At 49.8% G+C, this 26,748-nt stretch carries 27 protein-coding genes and 1 pseudogene; 18 read left to right on the top strand and 10 right to left on the bottom strand.

The window, feature by feature from the left end; all coding sequences use genetic code 11:
• Window positions 1-770: 770 nt before the first annotated feature.
• From rpmH to RS889_RS23670, 6 genes are all read left to right on the top strand, one after another.
• Window positions 771-911, top strand: a complete 141-nt coding sequence (rpmH, locus tag RS889_RS23695; RefSeq protein ID WP_004093983.1) for a 50S ribosomal protein L34 — start codon at window positions 771-773, stop codon at window positions 909-911.
• An 18-nt stretch (window positions 912-929) separates the two neighbouring features.
• Window positions 930-1,289 (top strand): ribonuclease P protein component, encoded by a 360-nt coding sequence (gene rnpA, locus RS889_RS23690; RefSeq protein WP_071790837.1) that lies wholly within the window; start codon window positions 930-932, stop codon window positions 1,287-1,289.
• The gene (gene yidD, locus RS889_RS23685) at window positions 1,253-1,510 is read left to right on the top strand and encodes a membrane protein insertion efficiency factor YidD (protein WP_021013690.1); all 258 of its coding nucleotides are present in this window, start codon (window positions 1,253-1,255) and stop codon (window positions 1,508-1,510) included. Before rnpA ends, yidD begins: the two co-directional genes overlap by 37 nt.
• Before the next feature lie 3 nt (window positions 1,511-1,513).
• On the top strand, window positions 1,514-3,151 hold the full coding sequence (gene yidC / locus RS889_RS23680) for a membrane protein insertase YidC (protein ID WP_021013691.1): 1,638 nt from the start codon (window positions 1,514-1,516) through the stop codon (window positions 3,149-3,151).
• A gap of 71 nt (window positions 3,152-3,222) precedes the next feature.
• A complete protein-coding gene (gene mnmE / locus RS889_RS23675) occupies window positions 3,223-4,587 on the top strand; it encodes a tRNA uridine-5-carboxymethylaminomethyl(34) synthesis GTPase MnmE (RefSeq protein ID WP_315708901.1) in 1,365 nt (454 codons plus the stop codon).
• Window positions 4,588-4,894: 307 nt separating this feature from the next.
• Window positions 4,895-5,119: a YciI family protein gene (locus RS889_RS23670; RefSeq protein ID WP_315708900.1), complete on the top strand. Its 225-nt coding sequence runs from the start codon at window positions 4,895-4,897 to the stop codon at window positions 5,117-5,119.
• A 153-nt stretch (window positions 5,120-5,272) separates the two neighbouring features.
• Here RS889_RS23670 and RS889_RS23665 read toward each other — a convergent pair whose 3' ends face one another.
• The 4 genes from RS889_RS23665 to RS889_RS23650 form a co-directional block, all read right to left on the bottom strand.
• The gene (locus RS889_RS23665) at window positions 5,273-5,830 is read right to left on the bottom strand and encodes a flavin reductase family protein (protein ID WP_315708899.1); all 558 of its coding nucleotides are present in this window, start codon (window positions 5,828-5,830) and stop codon (window positions 5,273-5,275) included.
• A gap of 65 nt (window positions 5,831-5,895) precedes the next feature.
• A complete protein-coding gene (locus tag RS889_RS23660; protein ID WP_315708898.1) occupies window positions 5,896-6,753 on the bottom strand; it encodes an SDR family oxidoreductase in 858 nt (285 codons plus the stop codon).
• A gap of 35 nt (window positions 6,754-6,788) precedes the next feature.
• Complete coding sequence (locus RS889_RS23655) at window positions 6,789-7,556, bottom strand: SDR family NAD(P)-dependent oxidoreductase (RefSeq protein ID WP_315708897.1); 768 nt, start codon at window positions 7,554-7,556, stop codon at window positions 6,789-6,791.
• Between the two features lie 33 nt (window positions 7,557-7,589).
• Window positions 7,590-8,165, bottom strand: a complete 576-nt coding sequence (locus RS889_RS23650) for an SDR family oxidoreductase (protein WP_315708896.1) — start codon at window positions 8,163-8,165, stop codon at window positions 7,590-7,592.
• A 217-nt stretch (window positions 8,166-8,382) separates the two neighbouring features.
• Between RS889_RS23650 and RS889_RS23645 the strand changes: the two genes are divergently transcribed.
• Complete coding sequence (locus RS889_RS23645) at window positions 8,383-9,309, top strand: AraC family transcriptional regulator (protein ID WP_315708895.1); 927 nt, start codon at window positions 8,383-8,385, stop codon at window positions 9,307-9,309.
• Window positions 9,310-9,761: 452 nt separating this feature from the next.
• Here RS889_RS23645 and RS889_RS23640 read toward each other — a convergent pair.
• The 3 genes and pseudogenes from RS889_RS23640 to RS889_RS23630 all read right to left on the bottom strand — a co-directional run.
• Window positions 9,762-10,085: pseudogene (locus RS889_RS23640) on the bottom strand (hypothetical protein); the annotation flags it as partial.
• A gap of 291 nt (window positions 10,086-10,376) precedes the next feature.
• Window positions 10,377-11,402: an IS630 family transposase gene (locus tag RS889_RS23635; protein ID WP_315711181.1), complete on the bottom strand. Its 1,026-nt coding sequence runs from the start codon at window positions 11,400-11,402 to the stop codon at window positions 10,377-10,379.
• A gap of 119 nt (window positions 11,403-11,521) precedes the next feature.
• Entirely contained in the window at window positions 11,522-12,442 is a 921-nt protein-coding gene (locus tag RS889_RS23630; protein WP_315708894.1) for a LysR family transcriptional regulator, read from the bottom strand.
• Window positions 12,443-12,633: 191 nt separating this feature from the next.
• Between RS889_RS23630 and RS889_RS23625 the strand changes: the two genes are divergently transcribed.
• The 6 genes from RS889_RS23625 (at window position 12,634) to RS889_RS23930 (ending at window position 19,317) form a co-directional block, all read left to right on the top strand.
• Window positions 12,634-13,983, top strand: coding sequence for an aminotransferase-like domain-containing protein (locus tag RS889_RS23625; protein ID WP_315708893.1), 1,350 nt, complete (start codon window positions 12,634-12,636; stop codon window positions 13,981-13,983).
• Window positions 13,984-14,235: 252 nt separating this feature from the next.
• The gene (gene sbnA, locus RS889_RS23620) at window positions 14,236-15,168 is read left to right on the top strand and encodes a 2,3-diaminopropionate biosynthesis protein SbnA (RefSeq protein ID WP_315708892.1); all 933 of its coding nucleotides are present in this window, start codon (window positions 14,236-14,238) and stop codon (window positions 15,166-15,168) included.
• 13 nt (window positions 15,169-15,181) lie between these two features.
• Window positions 15,182-16,198: a 2,3-diaminopropionate biosynthesis protein SbnB gene (sbnB, locus tag RS889_RS23615; protein WP_315708891.1), complete on the top strand. Its 1,017-nt coding sequence runs from the start codon at window positions 15,182-15,184 to the stop codon at window positions 16,196-16,198.
• Between the two features lie 17 nt (window positions 16,199-16,215).
• Window positions 16,216-17,277, top strand: a complete 1,062-nt coding sequence (locus RS889_RS23610) for an iron-containing redox enzyme family protein (RefSeq protein ID WP_315708890.1) — start codon at window positions 16,216-16,218, stop codon at window positions 17,275-17,277.
• Window positions 17,274-18,740 carry an L-lactate permease gene (locus RS889_RS23605; protein WP_315708889.1) on the top strand — a complete coding sequence of 489 codons (1,467 nt, stop codon included), beginning with the start codon at window positions 17,274-17,276 and terminating at the stop codon, window positions 18,738-18,740. Before RS889_RS23610 ends, RS889_RS23605 begins: the two co-directional genes overlap by 4 nt.
• Before the next feature lie 373 nt (window positions 18,741-19,113).
• Window positions 19,114-19,317: a hypothetical protein gene (locus tag RS889_RS23930; RefSeq protein ID WP_425475165.1), complete on the top strand. Its 204-nt coding sequence runs from the start codon at window positions 19,114-19,116 to the stop codon at window positions 19,315-19,317.
• Window positions 19,318-19,475: 158 nt separating this feature from the next.
• Here the strand turns inward: RS889_RS23930 and RS889_RS23600 are convergent, their stop codons facing one another.
• The 3 genes from RS889_RS23600 to RS889_RS23590 all read right to left on the bottom strand — a co-directional run bounded on the left by RS889_RS23600 (window position 19,476) and on the right by RS889_RS23590 (window position 21,387).
• Entirely contained in the window at window positions 19,476-19,712 is a 237-nt protein-coding gene (locus RS889_RS23600) for a thioredoxin family protein (RefSeq protein ID WP_021013698.1), read from the bottom strand.
• A 9-nt stretch (window positions 19,713-19,721) separates the two neighbouring features.
• Window positions 19,722-20,759, bottom strand: a complete 1,038-nt coding sequence (locus RS889_RS23595) for a permease (protein ID WP_315708888.1) — start codon at window positions 20,757-20,759, stop codon at window positions 19,722-19,724.
• An 85-nt stretch (window positions 20,760-20,844) separates the two neighbouring features.
• A complete protein-coding gene (locus RS889_RS23590) occupies window positions 20,845-21,387 on the bottom strand; it encodes a sigma-70 family RNA polymerase sigma factor (protein ID WP_315708887.1) in 543 nt (180 codons plus the stop codon).
• 343 nt (window positions 21,388-21,730) lie between these two features.
• On the opposite strand from RS889_RS23590, the gene RS889_RS23585 reads away from it, so the two are divergent.
• From RS889_RS23585 to RS889_RS23565, 5 genes are read left to right on the top strand one after another with little or no spacing between them, the layout of a single operon-like run.
• Window positions 21,731-23,296 carry an ABC transporter substrate-binding protein gene (locus RS889_RS23585; RefSeq protein WP_315708886.1) on the top strand — a complete coding sequence of 522 codons (1,566 nt, stop codon included), beginning with the start codon at window positions 21,731-21,733 and terminating at the stop codon, window positions 23,294-23,296.
• Window positions 23,296-24,348, top strand: a complete 1,053-nt coding sequence (locus tag RS889_RS23580) for an ABC transporter permease (protein ID WP_315708885.1) — start codon at window positions 23,296-23,298, stop codon at window positions 24,346-24,348. Before RS889_RS23585 ends, RS889_RS23580 begins: the two co-directional genes overlap by 1 nt.
• Window positions 24,345-25,187, top strand: a complete 843-nt coding sequence (locus RS889_RS23575) for an ABC transporter permease (protein WP_290181038.1) — start codon at window positions 24,345-24,347, stop codon at window positions 25,185-25,187. Before RS889_RS23580 ends, RS889_RS23575 begins: the two co-directional genes overlap by 4 nt.
• Window positions 25,174-26,025 carry an ABC transporter ATP-binding protein gene (locus RS889_RS23570; protein ID WP_315708884.1) on the top strand — a complete coding sequence of 284 codons (852 nt, stop codon included), beginning with the start codon at window positions 25,174-25,176 and terminating at the stop codon, window positions 26,023-26,025. The genes RS889_RS23575 and RS889_RS23570 overlap by 14 nt, the downstream gene beginning before the upstream one ends.
• The gene (locus tag RS889_RS23565) at window positions 26,018-26,686 is read left to right on the top strand and encodes an ABC transporter ATP-binding protein (RefSeq protein ID WP_315711180.1); all 669 of its coding nucleotides are present in this window, start codon (window positions 26,018-26,020) and stop codon (window positions 26,684-26,686) included. The genes RS889_RS23570 and RS889_RS23565 overlap by 8 nt, the downstream gene beginning before the upstream one ends.
• Window positions 26,687-26,748 lie beyond the last annotated feature (62 nt).

The following is a 26,748-nucleotide window of genomic DNA, read 5'->3' as shown; positions in this document are numbered from 1 at the left end:
GGCGGACTCCACTCGAACAAGATTAATCAAAAAGAAAAGAAACAGAATCGTTAATTATGTAACTCATGATTTTTAGCACTAGCCCCCGCGTAAAAGAGCCAGTATGCACCGCGTTATAGATGCGGCTTACCGTGACGATCCCAACCGAGGATCGCTAGCGGGACGGCGGATCATAACCTAAACCTAGACAGAGATCTTCCCCTTCTGCACAGTTTCAGTCCTTTTTATCCACAGGCTATTCTTATAACAAGCTACCACGATTCATCCAGAGGATCGTTGTGCGCAATTTGTTATTCATACCGTACACGAGTGGCGTCAGTAGAGTATAAGAATAACCGCAATCTTAGAGATCGGTAGGTGATCATGATCTCAGCGACAGGATCATAGTTCGATCCTTGCTCTTTATCACAGAGTCCGTATAATTCCCGCCCTGCACGTTAGCATCTGTTTTCTGTGTAGTCAGGCAGGAGATCCCGAAAAGCGGGAACAACAGATGAGTAAAACGTGGATGTTAATTGACTCGGGACTGTACACTTATTACAATCCCGCCTCTTTATTATATGCGATATATCCAATAGATTTCGAGTTGCAGCCAGGCGGCAACCATGCGAATCCACAGAAGCTTACATCAGTAAGTGACTGAGTGAGCAAGAGCAGCCAACGCATCGACAACTTGAAAGATGCCGGATATAGAGGCGTCGGTCATTTTCACGCCGAGTAGCCAAACGCGTTTACTGTGAAGTTTTAATCAAGTTTAGGTAGAAATCGCCATGAAACGCACTTTCCAACCGTCCGTACTGAAGCGTAACCGTAGCCATGGTTTCCGTGCTCGTATGGCCACCAAAAATGGTCGTCAGGTTCTGGCCCGCCGTCGTGCGAAAGGCCGTACTCGTCTGACTGTTTCTAAGTAATAAAAGCTAACCCACCGAGTGGTTAAGCTCGCTTTTCCCAGGGAGTTACGTTTGTTAACTCCCAGCCATTTCACTTTTGTCTTCCAGCAGCCACAACGGGCTGGCACGCCGCAAATCACTATCCTCGGCCGCCTGAACACGCTGGGGCATCCCCGTGTCGGTCTTACCGTCGCTAAAAAACATGTCAAACGGGCACATGAACGCAATCGGATTAAACGTCTGACGCGCGAGAGTTTTCGTTTACATCAACACGAATTACCCGCTATGGATTTCGTGGTAATAGCGAAAAAAGGGGTGTCTGAGCTTGATAACTGTATGCTAACGGAAGCATTGGAAAAATTATGGCGTCGGCACTGTCGTTTGGCTCACGCCTGCTAATCGGGTTGATACGCGGGTATCAACTCGTTATTAGTCCGTTACTTGGACCACATTGCCGTTTCCGGCCGACGTGTTCCCACTATGGTATAGAGGCAATACGTCGGTTCGGCATGATAAAAGGCAGTTGGTTGACGCTGAAACGCGTATTAAAATGCCACCCTTTGAACCCTGGTGGTGATGATCCCGTACCGCCAAAACCCGACAATAACAGAGAACATTAAACGATGGATTCGCAACGCAATCTTTTTGTCATCGCTCTGCTATTCGTAACGTTCATGATCTGGCAGGCTTGGGAAACGGATAAAAATCCGCCGGCCAACGCTCAGACCACACAACAGACGACGAATAGCACCGTGGGTGATACTGCTAACCAGGGCGTACCAGCCAGCAGTCAGGGTAAACTGATTACAGTACAGACCGACGTGCTGTCACTGACCATCAATACGCGTGGCGGTGATATTGAACAGGCCGACCTGCTGTCTTACTCGGCGAAACTGGGTTCACAACAGCCGTTCAGATTACTGGAAACCACACCAACCTTTGTTTATCAGGCTCAAAGTGGTTTAACCGGTAGAAACGGTCCGGACAACCCGGCTAATGGCGAGCGTCCACTGTATAGCACGACGCAGGATCATTTCGAGCTGGCAAACGGGCAGAACGAAATTCGTATTCCGTTAACTTATACCGATGCCAATGGTGTCAGTTACACCAAAACGTTCGTGCTGAAGCGTGGTGATTACGCGCTGAAAGTTGAGTATAACGTTAACAACAGCAGTGCCAAACCACTGGAACTGACGTTGTTCGGCCAGTTGAAGCAGTCGATTGACCTGCCGTCAGACCGTGCCACTGGTAGCCATAATTTCGCCCTGCATACCTACCGTGGCGCCGCATTCTCTTCCAACGAAGACAAGTACCGCAAGTACAGCTTCAGCGACATGAAGGACAACCTGAACGTCACCACGCCGGGCGGCTGGGTAGCCATGTTGCAGCAATACTTTGCAACCGCCTGGGTTCCGTCGACCACAGGTAACAACACCTTCTACACCGCCAATCTGGGTAATGGTCTGGCCGCTATCGGCTTTAAAGCCGCCCCGGTGATCGTGCAACCAGGCAGTCAGCAGGTACTAAGCTCAACGTTGTGGGTCGGCCCGGAAATTCAGGATAAAATGGCGGCGATTGCTCCCCATCTGGATTTGACCGTGGATTACGGCTGGTTATGGTTCATTTCTCAGCCACTGTTCAAACTGCTGAAATTCCTGCACGGTTTTATCGGTAACTGGGGCTTCTCCATTATCGCTATCACCTTTATCGTTCGCGGCATCATGTATCCGCTAACCCGCGCGCAGTACACCTCTATGGCGAAAATGCGTATGCTGCAGCCGAAACTGGCGGCCATGCGTGAGCGTATCGGTGACGACAAACAGCGCATGAGTCAGGAAATGATGGCGCTGTACAAGGCGGAGAAAGTGAACCCGTTGGGTGGTTGCTTCCCGCTGGTCATCCAGATGCCTATCTTCCTGGCGCTGTATTACATGCTGATGGGGTCAGTGGAACTGCGTCATGCACCATTCGCTCTGTGGATCCATGATCTTTCGGCGCAAGACCCATACTACGTACTGCCGGTCCTGATGGGTCTGACGATGTTCTTCATTCAGAAGATGTCGCCGACCACCGTTACCGATCCGATGCAGCAGAAGATAATGACCTACATGCCGGTTATCTTTACCGTCTTCTTCCTGTGGTTCCCGTCAGGTCTGGTGCTGTACTATATCGTCAGCAACCTGGTGACCATTGCTCAACAGCAACTGATTTACCGTGGGCTGGAAAAGCGGGGTTTACACAGCCGTGAGAAGAAAAAATAATCACGGTTGATTGACACCCAATCCATACTGTAAGGCGGTCAATGACCGCCTTATTTTTTAGAGAGAAAACCATGAGTCACTCCGACACCATCGTCGCCCAAGCCACGCCACCGGGACGCGGGGGGGTGGGTATTCTGCGTGTTTCAGGCTCGGCGGCGGCGACCATAGCACAAGCAGTGCTGGGTAAATTACCCAAACCACGTTATGCCGACTATCTGCCCTTCAATGACGCTGCTGGCAACGTGCTCGATCAGGGCATTGCCATCTGGTTCCCTGGCCCACACTCTTTCACCGGTGAAGACGTGCTGGAACTGCAGGGACACGGCGGCCCGGTTATTCTCGATTTGCTGTTAAAACGGATTCTGATGCTACCCGGTGTACGTATCGCCCGCCCCGGTGAATTCTCAGAACGCGCCTTTCTGAATGACAAACTGGATCTGGCCCAGGCTGAGGCTATCGCCGATCTGATCGATGCCAGCTCAGAACAAGCCGCTCGTTCGGCACTCAATTCATTACAGGGTGCATTTTCTGCCCGTATCCACCAATTGGTCGAAGCTCTGACACAGCTGCGCATTTACGTGGAAGCCGCCATTGATTTTCCCGATGAAGAGATTGATTTCCTTTCCGATGGCAAAATAGAAGCGCAGCTTAACGGCGTCATGGCCGATCTGGACGCGGTACGGGTTGAAGCGCATCAGGGAAGTCTGCTGCGTGAAGGAATGAAGGTGGTCATTGCCGGGCGACCCAACGCCGGTAAATCCAGCCTGCTAAACGCGCTGGCCGGACGAGAGGCTGCGATTGTCACAGCTATCGCCGGCACCACACGCGATGTACTACGTGAGCATATTCACATCGACGGTATGCCACTGCATATCATTGACACCGCCGGGTTACGCGAGTCCAGCGACGAGGTAGAACGTATTGGTATTGAGCGTGCCTGGCAGGAAATTGAACAGGCAGACCGGGTATTGTTTATGGTGGACGGCACCACCACCGACGCAGTGGAACCCGCCGCTATCTGGCCGGAATTTATGGCCCGCTTACCCACCACGCTACCGATCACAGTAGTTCGGAACAAGGCGGATATCACCGGAGAACCATTAGGTATCGAGGATGTGAATACTCACTCACTTATTCGCCTTTCGGCACGTACCGGTGAAGGTATTGATACCTTACGTGAGCATCTCAAGCAGAGCATGGGCTTTACCAGCAATACCGAGGGCGGATTCCTGGCCCGTCGCCGTCATTTGCAAGCACTGGAACTGGCAGCCCAACATCTACAGGAAGGTAAAGAGCAACTAGTGAGTGCTTACGCAGGGGAACTGCTGGCGGAAGAATTACGACTGGCCCAACAGGCACTAAGCGAAATTACCGGGGAATTTACCTCTGATGACCTGCTAGGCAGAATTTTTTCCAGCTTCTGTATCGGCAAGTAGAATAGTAAAACGCATCAAACCAAATCAAAACAACATTATGATTTTAAAATAATTTTGTTTTACTTGGTGGGAAGTAGTTTGAAGGGTTTTGTCGATTCTTGCGCCACTTGTGCTCCGAAGATAAATTCTGACGCACATGTGGCGCACAAGATGAGAAAAACCGATGAAAATCAATATACAAAAACGAGAACCAGATAAGAGTGGCCTGCGCCCCATCAGGCTTGTTTACTATTACCCTCAGAAGACGGTTCAAGGGCTCAGAAGCGCTCTTACGAACCGCTGAATCTATTCCTCTACAACAAGCCAAATGCTAGCATCCGGCCCACTAAATAATACGCAGCTGCGGGCGGGATTTCTTATTTTCAGGGCTGAGACGCTGGATGAAGTCCAGGCAATGATCAGTACCGCCCCTTTTGCACGTGAAGGTCTTATCGCACAACTTGATATCCAGCAATGGAACCCGCTGTTTGGTCAGCTTGACAGGTACTCAAGCCACAATGCAGCCAGTGAATTGCTGGATTTAATTGACTGAAAAATTGGGCTAAAAGAAAATCTTTATAAGTATTCTGGCGTATTCATTTATAGGATGGATAACGAGGCGTGCGCTCTTGTTCATGGCAATACATTTCCGGATTTTGCCGGTAATGTATCGCCATCAGGGTGTTGTAGTTAGGTGGCACAAAATTCAATCCATCAGGTCGCGCCATTTCACCATTCTGTCTCTGAGGTCTATCGTCTCACCATCCACACTAAAACAGCCGTCACCCTGATGATGGACCAGCCGCACATCCTGCCGCGAGCTATCGAGCCATATACGCTTAACTTCCAGAACCCACAGGTCATAGCGCCGCATCCAGCTGTCGTCCACCACTTTGCACTCAAGATTGGCCCAACATTCACGTACAAGAGGCGCATTGACCCATTGGGCAGGGACAGGCGTCAGACCGAAACGTGCAAATTTGTCCTCTGTTTCTCCCGAACAATTGCCGATTTCCACGACTTTCTCCGTGAGTTCTACCGTCGGAACAGCCAGCACGCATTCCCTCGTATCTGACAATGCCTGATGACTGTAATCCCAGGGGCCGATAACCACACCGACCAGCGGTGGGTCATGTAGCATCATCATGTGAAAACCTACGGTCATCAGATTAGCACGGCCATCTGTTCCCCTAGTGGACACCAGAATAACAGGGCCGGACTCAAGAATACGGTACGCTTTTTCCGCAGGCAGGCTTTCATGCATGATATTTCCTCCCGAAGGAAAAATCAGGGACAGCGTTGTTCACATGTCCCCGGGGAAATGGGTTATTACTCATTAAAATCCGTGGCGTCTGACGCACACCGCCAGACCTCAAGGTCCTTACTCACAGCCTGCATTTTCTGCTCCGCAAGCGTGTTGGCAATCTTACCGGCGAAAAGATGCACTGGTGGTTCGTCAGCGCTGGCCGCCTGCAATATCAGAGAGGCTACTTTATCAGGATTGCCAGCCTGTTTGCCGTCCAGACCGTTCAGATGGAGGTCAAGCGAGGCCTTAGCTTCGGTATAGTCGGCGATTGTGCGTTGGGCCACGACCAGCGTGTCCTTCGACAGGAACCCGGTGCGCACCGGTCCTGGATAAACCACCGTGGCCCTGATGTTCAGCTCGGCCAGTTCGGCAGCCAGTGTTTCGGTCAGACCGGCCAGCGCGAATTTGCTGGCAACATAGCTGCCCCAGCCTGCGTAACCCCCCTGAAAGCCCACGATCGACGCCACGTTGAATATATGTCCGCCGCGCCGCGCGCGCATATGCGGCAGGGCATGGCGCAGCACATGCAGGGGAGCAAACACGTTAACATCGAAATTGCGACGCAATTCGCTATCGGTTAATGCTTCAATAGTACCCTGCTGGCCGTAGCCTGCGTTGTTGACCACATAGTCAATGTGCCCGAAGGTGGCAATGGTGCTTTGGATGGCTTTTTGAACGCTCGCTTCGTTCACCAGGTCCACCTCCAGCGCCAGCAGCCGCGCGTTATCATCGCCGAAAGCCTGACGCAGACTGATCAGGGTACGGGACGTTGCAGCGACGATATCGCCACGAGCCAGCAGCTGACTCGCCAGCGAAAGGCCAATACCACGAGCGGCACCGGTGATAAACCAGACTTTTGCAGGTGAGGTTTGTTGTTGCATTGATGGAGACTCCTGTTGTTGAAAAATAAGTTGCATTACTGGATGGCGACACTCATGCCACCGTCGGCCATAACCACCGCACCGACAATGTAACTGGCTCTGTCCGACGCCAGGAAGGCCGCTACCTCTGCGATTTCATTGGGATGGGCTGCGCGACCAATAGGCGCTTTACGACCGTGCTCTGCCAGATATGCCTGCCCATCGGGCTGGAGTGTATTCGTGATGTTTGTCACAGCATCTCCGGAGCCGACTGCATTAACACGAATACCGTGATTGATAGCTTCCAGCGCGAGTGTGCGAGTTAACTGCGCCAGCGCCCCCTTGGATGCTGCATAGGCGGCGATACCGGGAAAGGACTGATAACAGGCGTAGGAACCAATATTAACGATTGCACCCGATTTTGCCGCCATCATTGGGCGCATGGCTTCCCTTGAGAAAAGGAATGCGCCCGTTGCATTAACAGCCATTACCTGATTCCATTCCTTGAGCGTCATTTCTGCCACCAGCTGGTTGATGATGATGCCAGCGTTGTTGATTAGGATGTCGAGACGACCAAACTGTTCTATTGCAGTCTGAACTGCCAGCTCTGCACTGGCTTCCTGCGTCACGTCGGCTACGATAGGGATGATGCCTTCGCGCGCAAGCGTATTAACGTTATCTCCCCGGCCAATCGCGACGATGCGTGCTCCCTGGCGATGCAACAGTTCGACGGTCGCCAGGCCGATACCGCTGGCGGCACCGGTGACGATAGCAACATGGCCAGCAAAAGGCATGGACATGGAAAAAGAGCTTGGTTCTGACATAAACACTCCTGGTAAATGAAAACATGTTTACGGTTAATGAGGACTGGCCGTAGGACGGACGATGAGTTCGCTGATATCCACGCCAGAAGGTTGTTCGATGGCATAAGCGATTGCCTGCGCCACTGGCTTTGGAGGTAAGGCGATGCGCCGGAATTCGTGCATGGCGGCCCGTGCTGTTTCGTCCGTAATATGATCGGCAAGTTCTGACTCGACCACTCCCGGGCTGACCAGCGTCACCCGGATCGCGTCGGTTTCCTGCCGAAGCCCGTCAGAGATAGCGTGCACAGCGAACTTGCTGGCGCAATAGACAGCGGCTGTAGGCGAGACCGTATACGCTCCTGTGGAGGCGATGTTTATGATGTGACCATAACCCTGCTCCTGCATGATCGGCAGGACGGCGGCAATTCCATGTAAAACGCCCCGCACATTGACATCCAGCATGCGGTTCCACTCTTCGACCTCCAATGCTGTCAGTTTTTCCAGACGTCTGGCTCCGATAAACAGATGATGCCCCAGCCGGGAAAGATGACGGGCTGTGGCCTCACCTATACCACTACTTGCTCCGGTAAGAATGACCACCTTAGCCTTTTCAGATACCACTGCTTTCATTACTCCTCCTTACTTGTCTTCGGGGGTTACAGGAAATGCCGTGGGAATATCGAACAGGCAGTTATCATAAATAGAGAGAAAGATCGGCGACAGGCCTGACACTCTTGCGTTATTGCCTAATCCTATTTCTGTATTGATTTTTAAGCATGTAAGGAGCAAAAATATAACCATTAAATTAACTAAGCAGGCCTGATATATGTCGGGAATATCCCCCCCTATGTCTCAGCAGTCCGAAATGGCTGCTATGATTTGCCAACTTGCCCCGCACGAAGGCCATACGCGTACGCTGCTTGATGGCGTTCGTCTGATGCGTGCAGACGGACCGCTGGGTCGCACGCCCGTACTCTACGAGCCGAGCATTATTATCGTCTGTCAGGGACACAAACGTGGCTACCTGGCCGACAGGGTTTACCACTATGACCCTTTGCACTACCTGGTGCTGTCAGTACCTCTGCCATTCTCAAGCGAGACCGATGCCAGTCCGACAGAACCTTTGCTTGCTGTGTCCATTAGTCTGGATATGACAGCTGTGGCAGACCTGGTTATGGCTGTCGATCACCATGCCAGTACTGCGTCAGGAACACCCGTCGGCATTGTCTCCACACCACTTGACGACACGCTGTCAGATACGACAGTTCGTCTTCTGAAGGTATTGTTTTCACCGCTTGAAGCCCGGGTTCTGGGGCCGGGGATTGTGCGCGAGCTGATTTTTCGTGTTCTGCTGGGTGAACAGGGCGGAGCCATTCGTGCTGCGCTGGCCTGTCATGGCAACTTTGGACGTATCGCGCGTACGTTACGGCGTATCCACCTCGATTATGCCCGGCCACTGGATGTGGCTTCACTGGCGCACGAAGCTGGCCTGAGCGTTCCGGCTTTTCATGCGCATTTCAAAGCCGTAGCGGCGACTTCCCCTATTCAGTACATCAAGTCAGTGCGTCTTCACCAGGCGCGACTGATGATGATCCGGGACAACGTTACTGCTGCAGGGGCAGCGGCTCGGGTCGGCTACGAAAGTGCATCGCAGTTCAACCGGGAGTTCAAACGACTGTTTGGTCGCAGCCCCGGGGAGGAGGTGCGTAAAATGCGCACAGCATTCGCACTTATGGAGCCTGCGCAACTCGAAGCAGCGACGTCGACACACTAATCTATTGGTTAAAATGAATTTTTAATATATCTTTAATATCATTGAGTTGTACTCAAAATGAACCAACTAAGGGCCAAAATTAGTCATCAAACCCAATATGGTTTCGGTAGTCGTAATCAAAACTATCCGCGAAAACAGTACTATCACGTTTCATTCGTTTATGACGACTTGGCATTGAGTAGGTTTTATTCAACTCCATCATATTTCTGACAAACACTACGAATAGATAGCCAGCCAAAAGTGCCAGGGATATTTGCCAATACAAATAAGTGAGCGCATACCAAAAAGGAACGGCTAACCACCATTTACGTTGGATAAATGCAAAAGCTTTAAAGCACCAAATGACCAATGGCAAACCTGCAAGCAAGAATCCCCATCCAGAATCTTGAGCCAGCATCAATCCGAGTAGCAGAGCACCAAACTCTTGAACAGTAAGAGGCATGCCGAAATACTGAGGGTTCCTGTAGGATGATGGCTCTATAAAACTCATCAACAGGGAAGTCTTGTGGGCCAGACTGACGGAAAATAAATCGAGAATAGCTCTTAGGGTGATTGGCGGCGATGTTATGGCTTTCGGACTCACCATCTTTAACGTAGAGCGAGGTCTTCCAGAGATAAGGGGTAGTAATGTTGTAAGCAACCACACATTGACCAATACCGCATCCATGCTCAGCGCTTTCAACAGACCAAAGAATCATGGGATGGCCGTCAATTTCCGGCGTTTCAACATTGCTCAGTTTAGTGACATCCAACGCCATATCATCGGCAACATGCCTTTGCTATAGGAGCGGGTACCATCGTGGGAATCTCTCCCGCATAGCTGATTGTTATGCGGGATTTTTTGTTCCACTTGCTTCGATTCCTTTCCGCTGAGAACCGGTGATTTTTGTGCTCACGGCTATATCCACTGCGATATAAACCTTGTGTTTGTGGTTGTTTTTTAAGTAATGAATACAAACACGCCGAGCAGGACGTAGAGTGAAATTTAGTTTACAGATAGAGCTACGTTCCAAGTCAGCAACTCTTTCATCTGGTTAACAGCTTAGCCTTTTTATACCCAATAAACCTCAAGATGCAGATTTCAGTACCTGAAAACGGTCATTAATTCGGGACGTCAGAGAACCCGCCATGTCCGGTAGCGTATCGCTGAAAAATTCAGATATTGCATCCCTGAACTCCCTGCTACTGCTGAAGTAGCGATTATTCCGGGCATGTTCGTTCATTAATTTCCACATTCGTTCTATCGGATTCAGGTTCGGACTGTACGGCGGGAGATAATGAAGTTTTATATTTACCACCTCCGCCCACTCTTTCACTAACTGTGAACGGTGATAACCTGCACCATCCAGAATAACATGAACTTTCTGGCCATAATCAGGATAAACCTTACGTATCTCATTGAAAAAACGAGATACATTGTATTCATTAATCGTTTTATATTCGCAGATTAGCGGGTGTTCCGGGGCCTTCAGATTCAGCGCCCCCATGATGTTCAGCCGTGTACGACTTCCCGTTGTTTTTACCGCTTTTCTCTGGCCTTTGCGTATCCAGCCATAACTGATTTTAGTGGCCTGAGTAGGATGGACAGCATCAATAAAAAGAACCGGTTCATCACCCGCAGTTGCTTTCAGTTCCTCATAATATTCAATGAATTGTTTTTGTTTCTCTTCACTAAATTTATGGGGAACACCTGACGGTTTTTTGTAGGTAAAGCCGTTACGGTGCAGCCACTTATTCATTCCCGGAACGCTGAAAACGATGTTCCATGTCCGGGCGACAAACGCGACAATATCACGGGTCTGATGAAATACGTTATCAGATAACTGGCTGATTAAAGAGACTGTTTTTTCAGCACTGAGTTTACTGTCTGAACCGCCATTCTCGGGTTTCAGTTTCCCTTTATTCAGAAACTCGCTGATATGATGGTCAACGGTTGTCTGATGCAGCCGCAAAGCCTGAGCGATCATGGCCGAACTCCAGCCTTCGGAAGCCAGAAGAATGGCTTTAATACGATCGCAAACACGTTTATCACGACTGGAATCGTGAAGGTGCTCAAGTTCAGCTTTTTGTTGGTCAGTGATGAATATTTTCATGGTGAACAGCATGATCTTCTGTTGCCTGAAAATCAAGCATCTTCAATGATCAGGGGTATATACCCATATCAGAAAAATAAAAAAAACGACCATATCAACACTCATTTATTACGATTCAGTTATCTAAAACCTGACAGGCATGATGACTCCTGTTCTATCAGGAACTCCTTTGAAAAAGCAACGTTGAGAAATTTTCTCACCAATCCGGATGGACGACGAGCATGTAGAAAATAGGAGGTCACATAACAGGAATTGTCTTTGAAATTAATGACTCTGATATTTGGATCGATAATTCTGGTTACCTGTGCAGCAGTGATGAACCCAATCCCGTAACCAGTTGAAACCAGAACCAGTAGCCACTCCAGCGAACTGACTGTTTCAACAACCTGCAACAGCGTATCGCTCTTATTCAATATACGATCGATTTGTTGCGCCCTTCCGCAAAACTGTTCCTTGTCCCACATCACCAGAGGATAATTTATTACATCCTCAGGTATCACAACTGAATAACGTTGTAAATCGTGCCCAGCAGGCACTAGTACTACCAGCGGTTCCCGACTAAATGGCTTCGCGACAATGCTTTCATCATTGACCGTAGTCAGAGACAGACCAACATCATACAAGCCAGAACGCAGTCCTTTGAGTTGTTGTACTACAGGCACCATAGTCACGCGCAACTCTACTGAAGGAATGTGGCTACGCGAATACAGTAACAACTGACGGAGGTATTCCGGATATTCCTCTTCAGAAACAGCGATACGAATTTGCCCGCAGGCCCCCGCTGAAATAGACCGGACATTATCTTTGGCTTGTTCTGTCAACAGCAGTATCCTCTTCGCATACTCAAACAAAGCATTACCTTCCGGTGTCAGTGAAGTATGTCGGGATGTGCGTTCAAACAACAGTACACCCAGTTGATTTTCCAGATCTTTGATAATGCGAGAAAGCGGTGACTGTTCAATATTCAGTTTCATGGCAGCCCGGCCGAAGTGAAGTTCTTCAGCAACAGCAAGAAAACCTCTTAAATGGCGCAATTCCATAAAACCCCTTTCTTCAATGTTTCAGATTGATTCACTTTCCCGTACAAAACTGATTAAAAACAGGGACAGAAAAATACAAATTGATTAAACTGACCCCTTTATTGAACCGGTACAGATGACAAGACAAAATTATGGAAGCGCCTTCTACGACATCAGGTGGAAACACGCTCATAGCTCAAGTGATAAAAGTTATGAGTCAGCGCATTACCAGCCGTATTCTGAAACCCGGCGATAAATTGCCATCTATTCGTTCCTGCGCACGCACGCTAAAGGTTTCCAAAACTACAGTCACCGATGCCTACGATCATCTCGTCGCCGAAAGGATGGTCATATCCCGACCTCGAGCCGGCTTCTATGTTGCTGACAATCCGCCATCCCGTGCCCCGCTATCATCCGTTTCTCCTCGGCAGGAACGGGAAATTGACCCTCTGTGGGTATCAAGGGAATCTCTAGAGCTAAATTCGGAATTCGCAAAACCAGGATGTGGCTGGCTACCAGCAGATTGGATGCCGGAAGAAAGCATTCGCCGGACGCTACGTATGCTTTCCCGGACTGACCGTAATACTCTGATGGATTATGCCCCGCCGCAGGGGATTCCCTCTCTGCGAATGCTGCTGGCTCAACGCCTGACTGAACGAGGCTTAGAGGTAATGCCGGACCAGATATTACTGACAGCCTCCGCCACACATTCACTGGACCTGTTATGTCGATTCCTGTTACAACCTGGGGATATAGTGATCCTGGATGACCCGTCCTACTACAATTTTCAGGCGCTACTGCGAGCACATCAGGTAACGGTAATTAGCGTACCCTATACCCCTGCAGGTCCTGATTTGGAACGGTTTGCCCAAGTGCTTGAGAAACATAATCCAAGGCTCTATATCACCAATGCCACCTTCCACAATCCGACCGGAGCAAGCCTGTCTCCTGTGGTTTCACATAGACTACTCAAACTGGCAGACCAGTACCATCTGACCATCATCGAGGACGACGTGTTCGCCGATTTCGAGAGGTCGCCTGCGATCCGTTTAGCTGCTTTCGACGGGCTGAAACAGGTGGTCTATACCGGCAGTTTCACCAAAACGCTATCAGCATCAGTGCGATGTGGTTTTATAGTTGCCCCCGACCACTGGAAAGATGATTTGACCAACCTGAAGGTCGCCACCGGTTTTAGCGGAAGCCGTATGTCATCAGAGGTAATTCATCAGATGCTAAAAAATAACAGTTACCACAAACATATGGGCGTTATTCGCCAGAGGCTGATGCACAGCATGGATGAGGCCATTCACCGGTTACAGCAACTCGGTATTGAGCCATGGAATCACCCGCAAGGAGGTATGTTTCTCTGGTGCCAACTTCCCGGGGGTATCGATTCTACCCTCATTGCGAAAATGGCTCTGGAAAGAGGAGTCATCTTGGCTCCGGGTACGGTATTCAGTCCTTCCCATACATGGTCAGACTTTCTTCGGTTTAACGTTTCTCAAATGGAAGAGAAAACCTATCAATCCCTTGACCAGATTCTGAAAGTTACAATTCGCTAACGTTTTTCTTCTTTTCGTTAGCTTTACCTCTTCTTCCGGAATGAATCCCTACCACTACCAAATATTCAAGACTTTTCAGGTCTTGAATAGGACTAATTTGGTCATGACCTCCTTCATCTTTTACGTTAGAAATATTAAAGATGACAATTTATTACACCAAAAAACAGGTTTGATTCAAAACTGCGAGTGAGGAAGCGTTATTCCCAAATAGTACTAATTTAATAGGGAATTATTTTTATCGGGAGAGATTTAATGATAGTTTCCAGACCAGAGAATATTATTATTGATGATCTATTTATAAAGACACAGATCCCACCATTTCCCCATTATATTCACCTTAAGTTGGAAGGGTTCTCGTTCACAAATTCGATCAAAATAAAGCCTGCTTTGCAAATGATCGAGTCTCTTGAGCAAGAAGGCCGTCTTACGGTGAATAACACGCTAATTGAAAGTTCATCGGGAAACCTAGGATTAGCTCTAAGCATGATTTGCGCATCAAAAGGCTATCGGTTTATCTGCGTTTCCGATCCCAATATTTCCCCTCAAACTATTGGTCTTATTAAGGCATATGGCACCGAACTAATTATTATTGACAAACGGGATGCTAACGGAGGATTTCTCGCTAGTCGTATTGCATTAATTAATGAAAAACTACGCGAAGACCCATCACTTATCTGGCTCAACCAGTATGCTAATCCGAATAATCCTTTGGCTCATTACGATCATACCGCTCGGCATATCGCCGATGTTTTTCCCCATCCAAATTATCTTTTTATCGGTTCTGGCACCACTGGAACTCTGGGCGGGGTGTCTCAGTATTTCAAAGAACATAGCCCTCAAACCCATATTATAGCCGTTGATACCGAAGGTTCAGTGACATTTGGAACACCTGCGGGGCTGCGCCGAATCCCAGGGCTGGGAACCAGTACTCCACCAAAAATCAGTGAAAAAGTTCTCTATGACGACCTGATGATAATCAAGGAAATTGACACTATCACCATGTGCCGGCGATTGGCCAAACGCGGACTATTACTCGGTGGTTCGACTGGCACCGTAATGTCAGCGGTGGCACAGCGTCTACCGTCCATAGCGGAAGATGCAGTCATTGTTGCCATTTCCCCAGATATGGGAGACCGCTATATCGACACGATCTACAACGACGAATGGGTAGCAAGCCATTTTTAACAGGATGCCAATAATGGAAACACAACCAACCCTATCCCTTTACGGTTCCCCCCAAATCCAGAAATGGCTGGAGGATAATCCCAATATGATTGTTGAAATTGTCCGTCAGTCATATGTCAATCATCATGCGGGAAAAACGACTAATCCAGATAGTTACTTCCTGAATTTTAGGAACGAGCCGGATAACAGAATTATCGCCCTCCCTTCTGTAATTGACGATCATTCTCCGGTTGCTGGTATTAAATGGATTTCCAGTTTTCCAGCTAATACCTCCCGAGGCCTAGACCGTGCCTCAGCACTAATAGTAGTCAATGATCGCCAGACCGGGTATCCGCTCGCCTGCATGGAAGGAAGTCTGATCAGTGCTGCCCGCACTGCGGCCAGTGCTGTTATAGGTTTTGACGCTTTACACAACCCGGGGAAACACATTCGACAATTGGGGATTGTCGGTTGTGGCCCTATTGCTTTTACCACTGTCAATTTACTGCTGAAAACCGGCTGGACCATCGATGCCCTTTCTTTGTCCGACACTCGTGGCGAGCGCGCGGAACATTTTCAGCAAAAGCTGGCGGAACAACCTCTAACAATATACCTGAATGACATCCGCGATACCATTACCCACTCGGATGCTATTTTATTTACGACTTCGTCTATTACGCCTTATGTCGAAGATCCACTGTTATTTTCCCATCACCCAACCGTTATTCATTTATCATTAAGAGATTTGTCACCTGATATTATTCGTAGCGCTCAGAATGTCGCTGACGATATAAGCCATTGCCTGAAAGCAAATACTTCTCTGCATTTAACCGAACAGCAGGACGGAAATCATCTATTCATAGAACTGTCGATTTCTGATTTCATTACTGGTAATGCCCAGCCAGATAAAACACGCACACGAATTTACTCTCCATTCGGCATGGGGATCCTGGATTTAGCGGTCGCTCGCGCCATCATGTTGGATGGCACAATATCCCCTCAATACATCAGCAAAGATTTTTCCCCCACTCCCTATTTGGCAAAAAACTAATTTCAGGTAGAAAAAACATGCGTCAGTTACTCACTATACAGCAACCAGAACTTCAGGCCCACGACTGGCCTCCGGTTCCCCCTTTTACCAAATTTTCTCCGGCGTTCAACACGTTCTTATTCTCTGAACGCTCCGACCAAGAGTATCAACTGGCGCAACTGAAAACGAAAAATTGGGCTGAAGCAGGAGAATTTCTCAACGATGGTCTGTCACAAATCTATGCTTATGTATATGGCTATGCAGATAGTCCCTGCTATCTGGCTACCAATATAGATCTGGAAATAGCACTGGGCCGGGCAAAAATTCTTCTGGACGATTATTTTATTAACCATTGGCTACCAACAGAGGCTATCCCGTCCTTTACAACAACAGAAGAAGCTTATGAATATTTAACCTGGTATGTGGAAAGTAATATTGGCGTCGGCCATGATTTATATGTCTATTTACGGGACAAAATATCATCAGCATCCATGCGTGAGTTCCTACGAATGGAAGTGTGCCGTAATGAAATAGTCGATGATGAGGTGTCACTATTAGTCTGTGGCATGCAAGGTAATGTAAAACGCATGACTGCGGCCAATCTCTGGGATGAATGCGGCAATGGAGACCTGACAGGATTCCATACTTACTGGCTGAGACTCCTGTTGGAAAAAACGGATGACTGGAACGATCTAATTACCTACCGGATGAAAGAAAAACCTTGGTTTTCATCCATCACCTCAAATATCTTCAATGTGTTATTGACTCGCCCCGGTTACAAATATCGTGCCTACGGTTGCTTTACGACAACCGAAGCATGGGTAGAGCCACACTTCGAAAAGCTGATGCAAGGCCTCAAGCGAGTGGAACTGGCGCACCCAGACATCGAAATTTACTTCTCGGCACACCGCACAATCGATCCTTTCCATACACAGGAATTGCTTGATGGGATCCACGATCAAATACCGGCACTGACGTTGGCAGAGATGCGGGAAATTATTTCTGGAGCACATGCTGCAGTCGCCGCCGGAGTCAGCCAGTACCAGGAAATATTGGACTGGCTATATCAGAAGGATCAACTCTCAGGAACACTGGCATGAGCATACTCGCGATTTTTCCACTCCTTACTTGTGCGCTGACAATCTTACTGGCCAAACGCTCCGCGGTATTTGGCGCGCTGACAGGAATGCTCACTGCCGTAGTGATCATTTTGCCGTCTCCGGACTTTCGTATGGATTTTGATGGGCTATGGCTGGCGCTCACCAAAGCGTTAATCCTGACCCTCAGCGCAGCTATAGTGATCTTGCCTGGGCTGTATTTCAACGCATTACTATCCGGGCGGGGTATTATTACCAATATTCAGACATGGGTGGAAAAATTGCCTTACCGAACCGAGCATAAGGTGTTACTACTGCTATTCGGTCTACTTCCAGCAGTCGAGTCGCTAACCGGTTTTGGAGTATCGCTCTTTTTATCCATCCCCATTCTCTTTCACCTGTTCAACCGCCGCGTAGCGTTTCGGTTAGCTATGCTGGGCATGAATATTATGCCTTGGGGGACACTGGCATTAGCCACTGTGGTTGGGGCCACATTGTCCGGCCTGACGGTGGGAACACTCGGCTATTACACGTCTCTGACCAGCTTTCTGGTGTTTCCTCTGCTCGCCTTGGTTGCCATGAGAGTAGTAGGTGGCTCTGGCTTGGTACGGAACACGCTTCCAGCAGCGTTGAGTCTCAGTCTGTGCCTGTCGGCTGTACTAGTAGTATTCAACTGGCTGCACCTTACCGAAGTGGCGGGTATCATTGCCGGTGCCGTAGTCTGTATGATTGGTGCCTTCGTCCTGCCTAAAACCTCTATTTCGGACGTCCCCATCAATCACGCCAGCGCTTTGAAGGCGTTTATCCCCTATGGGCTAGTACTGACAGTCATTATTCTGGAACGTAGCATTCCGGGAGCCTATGACCTGTTAGCCAACAGTCTGGTGCTAAAAGCGGGGAATGTTTCGTTCCATGTCTTGACCAGCCCAGGGGTAGTGCTACTAATCGTGGCCTTATGGGTTTATTGGCAAAAACCTATTGCCTTACCCCATTCACCCCTCCTTAAACGGGCACGGATATCATGCGTCAGCTTATTCGCATTTGTTCTGCTCGGGCAAATCATGCTACAGAGCGGCATGATTGCCACCTTCGCAAAAAGCCTGTCAACCTGGAATGGTAGCGTACTGACCGTAATATCTCCCCTGATGGGAATGGTCAGCGGGTTTATTACCGGCTCCAATCTTAGCGGCAATGCTCTGACCATGCTGGTTCAGGCTGATATCGGTAACCATATAGGAAAACTGGCATTATTCGCCGCAGCACAAAATAGCGGGGCGGGTCATACGGTATTCACATCTATCCCGATTATCGTTTTGATCCTGACATTGGCTAGAGACGAATCTGAATCAGTGGACGGTGAGACAGAAGTGAAAGAATATGAACTGTTGCGGTTTGGCGTGGGAACTGCGCTTCTTGTTTTACCTGCCCTGGTACTGATGACGATAGTTTCAGGTTACATACTCTGACCAACAAAACGATTCTGATACAAGGTGCCCGCTCATGGGGGGCACTCCTGAGAGAGTCTAAGAAGGAAAGATGGGATTTAAAACGCAGTAGAAATGCGCTTATCTACAGCAAAAAATACAGAGGAGGATAATGAACTGGGACAATGCCCGTCATTTATTAGCGATCGCCCGCACCTGAAGTTTACGTACCACCGTCTGGCGGCTTTTCAGCTTGGCTTATATGTGTCTTAGAAATAGGTTTCCCGTCACGGTCATTCAATAACAAAAAAATTACATAAAAAATCAATAAATATCATTAATAATCAAAATGATATTTTGAGAAGCATTTATCTTGGCGACGGATAGTAGAAACTTTACCTCTATAGCTGAAGCCATGGGCATTTCTCCCGCAATGGTGGGCAAACATACACGAGCACAGGAAAACAGACTGGGATACTCACTTATCAATAAAACTACTCGCCACCAGGGTCTTACTGAGACAGGTAGGCGCTATTATGTTCATGGTCTTCAGATCCTTTCCGCATGGTATGCCCCAGTCACCGGCAGAGCTGACCCATCATCATTGCCTTGGATTTAATCAGTGGCGCTCAAATCATCGCTGGCAATCTTCTTGCAGGAAATGACTCAAGTGTGAAAGGCCAAGATAGTCGACCACCGTGTATTCCATCTTTGACTAGACAGCCCCAGGAGTATCTACGGTTCCAAGGGCTGTCCTTTTACTAATATTATTTTTATTCAAAACATCAGCCATTTCTTAATGGCGTCACGGCTCGGAACGCCACCGGCATGGACCACCTCACCATCAATGACCACACCCGGCGTACTCATAATGCCATAACTCATAATATCCTGAATTGCCTCGACCTTTTCCAGCGTAATATCAACACCCTGCGCTTTGGCGATCTCTTCGATTAACGCAATAGTATTTTTACAGTTGGCACACCCTGTTCCCAATACTTTGATATCTTTCATGATGACTCCTTACAGAACCCAGTTGAAAATATAACCAACCAGCAGAATGCCGCTGGCCACAATAGCGATAAATGTGATGATCAGGCGCACCTTCAGCACTTTGCGCAAAATCACCATTTCCGGCAGTGATAACGCAATCACACTCATCATGAAGGCCAGCACCGTACCGAGCGCGGCACCTTTAGTCAGGAGAGCCTGTACGATGGGGATCACACCAGCGGCATTGGTGTACATGGGCACACCGATCAAAACGGCCAGAGGCACCGACCACCACGCCTCTTTACCCATGACCGAAGCCATAAAATCTTCCGGCACATAACCGTGAATACCCGCGCCAATGGCGATACCGACCAGAATATAAGGCCAGACCTTGCCGACAATCTCACGTACACTTTGCATGCCAACGGCAATACGCTCGGATAAGCTCAACTTCTGTCCGTTATATTGCGCTGTCATTTTGGGCATCTCGCGCACCCAGTCTTCCAGGTATGCCTCCATCTTCAAGTGGTCGATACACCAGCCAGCGACGATGGCGACAACAAGTCCCAGTCCGAGGTAAAGCAAGGCGATTTCCCAACCGAACAGACCAAACAGCAATGTTAACGCCACTTCGTTAACCATCGGTGCGGCAATCAGGAATGAGAACGTGACGCCAAGCGGGACGCCAGCCTGAACAAAACCGATAAACAGCGGGACGGCAGAGCATGAACAGAATGGCGTCACAATCCCCAGGCTGGCCGCCATCACATTGGCGATCCCCTCATGTCGTCCTGCCAGTATGGCGCGAGTACGTTCAGGCGTGAAATAGCTGTTGATCATGCCCATCACGAATACAATGCCCGTCAACAACAGCAGCACTTTGGGTGTGTCATAAAAGAAGAATTGCAATGCGCCGCCAAGATGGCTATCGGTCGTCACCGGCAGGTAGGCAACCAGTGCCTCCGCCAATGGTGCCAGCATCTGATACAACCCATACCAGACAACAACCATCACCACAAGAAACACGCGCGGGCTACGCTGTGACCACCGCAACATGGGTTCTGACATCGTACAACTCCTTAATTGATTCATCCTGTGGCATCACCACAGGTCTCTAATCAAGAAAACGAACGAATCGGCAAAAGGATGCTGTCTATTTTTCTGTTTTTTTAGGGATATGGCAGCACACTCTGCCCTGCTCGTCGAATTGCACCTGGCAATATTGAACCAACGCATCGCGTAATCGCCGGCGAGCGCGTAGCAGACGCGATTTGGCCGCCGGGAGCGAAAGTCCCCCCCGCTCAGCAAAAGCGGAAACCGTCAGGCCATGCAGATAACAGGCTTCGAGGATAAATCTATCTTCCGTGGGGAGATGCGGCAGATTGCGGCTGATGCAGATATCCAGCTCATCAATGGCATCACGCTCCTGTGCGTCCGACATCGGTAAATCTTCAGTCAGTACCACATCGGGTTTGGTCAACCGCGTATGGTCAATCAGTGTCGTACGGGCTACCCGGAAAAGCCAGGCTCTGGGGTTATCCAGCGAACAAAAATGGCTTCCCTGTTTCATCGCTTTGATGAAGACATCCTGAAGCAAATCTTCGGCTAACGAATGCTCACCAAGATGGCGGTATAGAAAACCCAGCAGTTCCTTTTCATGGGTCTGCCAGGCATTGAGAACACATTCGAATGCCATTGTGATGCCTCACGGATAATTTTCTGTTGTTGTTAGTTTATGCCTGGCTCCGGCACGGAACCAGAACGCCAGGAGATAAACGCCGCATTCATTAGCCCTATTTAACAAAAAATTCAAAGAGTAATAACATATTCGTTTTTTACAGTAATTACTGCGGCGTGATAGAACGGAACAGAGAGTAGCCAATGGTATGGCAGTATGGCTACCGAAGCCGTACCGATAAAATAACCAATCTGATGCTGTGGTCGTTATTATTAAAAGGTATAAGTATAGTTTTTATTAGACTATTTTATATCTACGACCTACCGTAAAATCACCAGAATTCAATAACACAGAGTAAATTATGAAATCATTCACTCTCACATCGCTTGTACTGGCTGTTGCGTTTGGGTTCTCAGCTCAGGCCGCCACACCCAAGGATACACTGGTTATCGCCCAGTCCATTGATGATGCCAGCAGCTTCGACCCCGCCCAGGGCTTTGAACTGACCACCGTTCAGGCGTTTACCAACCTTTATCAACGGCTGGTACAGTCAGATCCCACCAATCCAACCGACCTGAAGCCCACGCTGGCAGAAAGTTGGCAGGCCGGCAGTGATAACCGCAGCCTGACTTTTACCCTGCGTAAAGGTGCCACGTTTTCCAGCGGAAATGCAGTACGGCCGGAAGATGTGATTTTTTCGCTGGCACGCGTGATCAAGCTCAATCTGGCACCCTCTTTTATTCTGGCACAGCTGGGTTGGGATCCGCAGAATGTTGAGGGTTTTTTAAAAAAAGTTACTGATAATCAAGTTAAAATAAGCTGGTCCGCCAATGTCAGCCCGGCCTATGTGCTCAGTCTGCTCTCCGCACCGGTAGCCTCTATTGTTGATGAAAAAACCGTGCTGGCGCATCAGGAAAAAAATGATTTCGGCCACCAATGGCTAGGTAGCCATTCCGCTGGCAGCGGCCCATTCCAGATTACGAGATATATACCCCATGAAGTGCTGTTGCTGCGCGCCAATCCGGGATCTCCGGCCGGTGCGCCAAAACTGCAAAACATACTGATTAAAAACGTTCCCGAGCCAGCAACCCGCCGTTTACTGCTGGAACAAGGTGATGCAGACATTGCCCGTAACCTGGGTGCCGATCAGATTTCAGCGCTGAAAAACAAACCCGGTGTTAAAGCCCTCGCCATCCCCATGGCATCGGTCTATTACATATTGTTCAATACCAAGGCCAATGCATTAACAGGTAATCCGGCGCTCTGGGAAGCGTCAAGGTATCTGTTTGATTACCATGGTATTGCCGATAGTTTGCTGAAAGGACAGTTTCAGGTTCATCAGTCCTTTCTGCCGAAAGGCTTTCTTGGAGCCATCAATGACACGCCCTATCAATATAACCCGCAGAAAGCCCGCGAAATTCTGGACAAAGCCGGTCTGAAAAATGTCAGCTTCCCGCTGATTGTGAGTAACCAGCCGCCTTACATTGATATTGCGCAAGCCTTACAGGCCAGTTTTGCCAAAGGTGGAGTGAAAATCGAGTTGATTCCCGGCATCAGTTCAGAAGTCTCAACGAAAATAAAATCACATGATTACCAGGCGACCATGACCTCCTGGGGCGCGGATTATTTTGACCCGAACACCAACGCGGCTGCTTTTGCTTCCAGCCCGGAAGGCGGTAAAACACTGGCCTGGCGCGCTAACTGGCAGATCCCGGAACTGACCCGACAAACTATCGCTGCCACGGCAGAAAGCGATCCGCAAAAACGGGTGGCAATCTATCAGAAACTTCAGCGGGAAATCATGAAATCATCACCTTATGTGATTGGTTTACAGGCTAAAAATCTGATTGCCGTGCGTGCAAATCTGAAAGGCTACATTCAGGGAATCAACCCTGACATGGTTTACTACAACCAGGTTACGAAGTAATGGCGTCAGATGCAGTTTATGCCGGGTTTATCCGATGGTTTAAACAGCGTGCCAGCCGGTTACTGACCGGCATTATCTCGTTGATAGTGACGATGCTGGGGTTACTGGCGTTCACATTTACCCTGTCCCACTTGTCCCCGATCGATCCGGTGCTGCAACTGGCGGGCGATCATGCCAGCGAATCCACTTACGCTCAGGCCAGGCACAGTCTGGGGCTGGATCAGCCTGTCATCATGCAATTCTGGCATTACCTGGCGCACCTCGCACAGGGTGACATGGGGATTTCACGTATCACCACTCAGCCGGTTTTCAGTGATTTGCTACGCACCTTCCCGGCCACCTTTGAGCTGGCGACCTGCGCCATTTTGGTCGGCGCAACAGGTGGGATCATACTGGCACTGCTGGCGGCCTTAAAACCGGGGAGCGTGCTTGATAATCTGGTCCGATTGATTTCATTGCTGGGCTTTTCCGTACCGGTTTTCTGGCTGGGATTACTGGGATTACTCCTGTTTTATGCGGTGCTTCACTGGTCAGCTGGGCCGGGCCGGCTGGATGACATCTGGATTTATTCGCTGGAGCCGCATACCGGGCTGGTGTTGGTTGATGCCTGGTTGTCAGGCGACAGTGACATGTTCCGCAATGCCATCGCCCATCTGTGGTTACCGGTTGCGGTGCTTGGCCTGTTATCGATGGCGAGTATTACCCGTTTGTTGCGGGCGGCATTACTGGAAGAAAGCAATAAAGAGTATGTGGTGCTGGCGCGGGCAAAAGGCGCTGGTCGCTGGCGCATATTGATCCGGCATGTATTGCCTAATGTACGGGGTACATTGATTACGGTGTTGGTGATTGCCTATACCAGTCTGCTGGAGGGGTCGGTATTGACGGAAACGGTGTTTGCCTGGCCTGGCGTCGGCCGCTATCTGACCAATGCCCTGTTCGCGGCGGATACGCCCGCGATTCTTGGTGCGACATTGATGATTGGGACTTTATTCATTTTACTGAACGCGCTGGCGGATGCGTTGACGTATTTAACCGATCCGAGAACACGATGACACAACATTTATCTGTCACTAAACCGGTCAGGCGGATCAATACACTGGCGATGGGCACAACACTGGTGGCCATTCTGGTGTTGGTCGCCCTCCTGGCCCCGTGGCTGGCGCCGTTTGATCCTGATATGCAAACGATAACGGCGCGGTTGTTGCCACCTTCCACGCAACACTGGCTGGGAACCGATGGTTTTGGTCGCGACCTGTTATCACGGGTGATTTATGGCGCCCGACCAACGCTGGTGCTGGTTATTCTGATCCTGATTCTTACCATACCGATTGGCATGTTGATCGGTATTACTGCCGGTTATGTGGGCGGCTGGACTGAGCGCATATTAATGCGCGTTACCGATATCGCCATGTCACTACCCAATCTGGTGATCGCTCTCGCGCTGGTGTCGGTACTGGGTCCCGGGCTGATGAATGGCGCACTGGCGCTGGCGCTAACCAGTTGGCCGCCTTTCGCCCGTCAATCACGGGCAGAAACTCTCGCATTACGCCGCAGTGATTATCTGGCCGCCGCTCGCATGCAGGGAATTACCGGGTTGCGTTTAATGTTTGGGCATATTCTGCCGCTCTGCATGCCCGGCGCTGTGGTACGTGCTGCCCTGAGCCTGGGCGGGATTATTCTTGCCGCCGCCGGACTCGGCTTTCTGGGGATGGGAGTCGCACCGCCAACCGCAGAATGGGGATCGATGGTGGCTGAAGGTGGAAAAGTCATTTTTGATCAGTGGTGGGTAGCTGCCGCGCCCGGCATGGCTATTTTACTGGCCAGTCTGGCCTTTAACCTGACTGGCGATGGTCTGAGAGACCGACTGGATACCCGTAATGACAACAACTGACATCCCGTTGATAGACGCACGGCATTTATCCATCACGCTGCCTGATGGCAATGAGCTGGTGAAAAATATCTCCTTCACTCTCGGGCAGGAGCGGGTTGCGCTGGTGGGGGAATCTGGCTCTGGAAAATCGCTCAGCGCCCGCGCATTAATGGGGCTTCTCCCGGCACCATTACGTACCAAGGCTGAACGCTTGCACTTTAAAGGGCAGGAATTGAGCCATTTAAACGAACGGCAATGGAGTCGGTTACGCGGTCAACAAATCGCCATGGTGATGCAGGACCCCAAATATGCGCTGAACCCCGCCCGGACCATCGGCTGGCAGGTGGAAGAGCCGTTAATCCTGCATACCTCGCTGAATAGTCGGCAGCGACGTGAAAAGGTAAGCGATATACTGCATTCCGTAGGACTTCCCCAACCCATTCAGCTTATGCGGCGCTATCCTCATCAGCTATCGGGGGGCATGGGACAACGGGTCATGCTGGCGATCGCCCTGATTGCCGACCCCGTATTGTTGATCGCCGATGAACCCACTTCCGCACTGGATCATGCCATGCGTGATCAGGTACTGGCACTGATCCGTACTCTGGTGGAAGAACGGAGAATGGGATTGCTGTTGATAAGCCATGATTTACAGCAGGTATCCGAACAGTGTGAACGGGTACTGGTGATGTATAAGGGGCAATTGGTGGATGCGCTGCCAGCAGAAAAACTGTCTGAAGCGACGCATCCCTATACCCGAACGTTGTGGGCCTGTCGTCCCAGCAAAGCGGTACGCGGCCAACCGTTGCCGACTCTGGATCGGGTGGCGCTGGAGGCGGCGGCAAATGAGCATGATTGATTTGCAGGCTGTTAGTGTCGCGCATAAACAGGGCTATGAACTACGCACCGTGGTACATGATGTCAGTCTGACGGTAGAACCCGGTGAATGCTTTGGTCTGGTAGGACCTTCCGGATGCGGTAAATCGTCACTACTGTGGGTACTGGCCGGTCTTAACGCCCACTGGCAGGGTAAAATGACACTGGCAGGGCATCAGGTTCAGCCCGGGCGCCCGTTTACCGGCAGCTTGCGGCGTGATGTGCAGATGGTATTTCAGGATCCTTATGCGTCATTGCACCCCAAACACCGGCTGCGTCGAACCTTATCCGAACCACTGAAATTACTAAAAATACAGGATATTGATGATCGTATTGCAGCCGGACTGCGCCATGTTGGCCTGGATTCAGCCATGATGAACCGCTACCCGCACCAGCTTTCGGGCGGGCAACGTCAGCGCGTGGCGATAGTCAGAGCCTTATTGCTACAACCCAGAATACTACTGCTGGATGAACCAACGTCGGCACTGGATATGTCGGTGCAGGCGGAGATTCTAAATCTGCTTAACGATCTGAAACAGCAGGATGCGCTGACCATGGTACTGGTGAGCCATGACCCGGATGTGATCGGTTACATGTGTGACCGTGCGGTTTCCATGTCGGCTGGCCATATCGCCAGACCATAAGGCCGGTTACTGGCCCCGGTATTTTTATCCGACCCAGCAACGGCAACCGATAATACACAGGT

It is taken from the genome of Brenneria uluponensis (genome assembly GCF_032395385.1).
Classification (GTDB): domain Bacteria; phylum Pseudomonadota; class Gammaproteobacteria; order Enterobacterales; family Enterobacteriaceae; genus Prodigiosinella; species Prodigiosinella aquatilis.
Note: the sequence above shows the minus strand (reverse complement) of the source record. Positions and strands in the feature narration are given on the sequence as shown.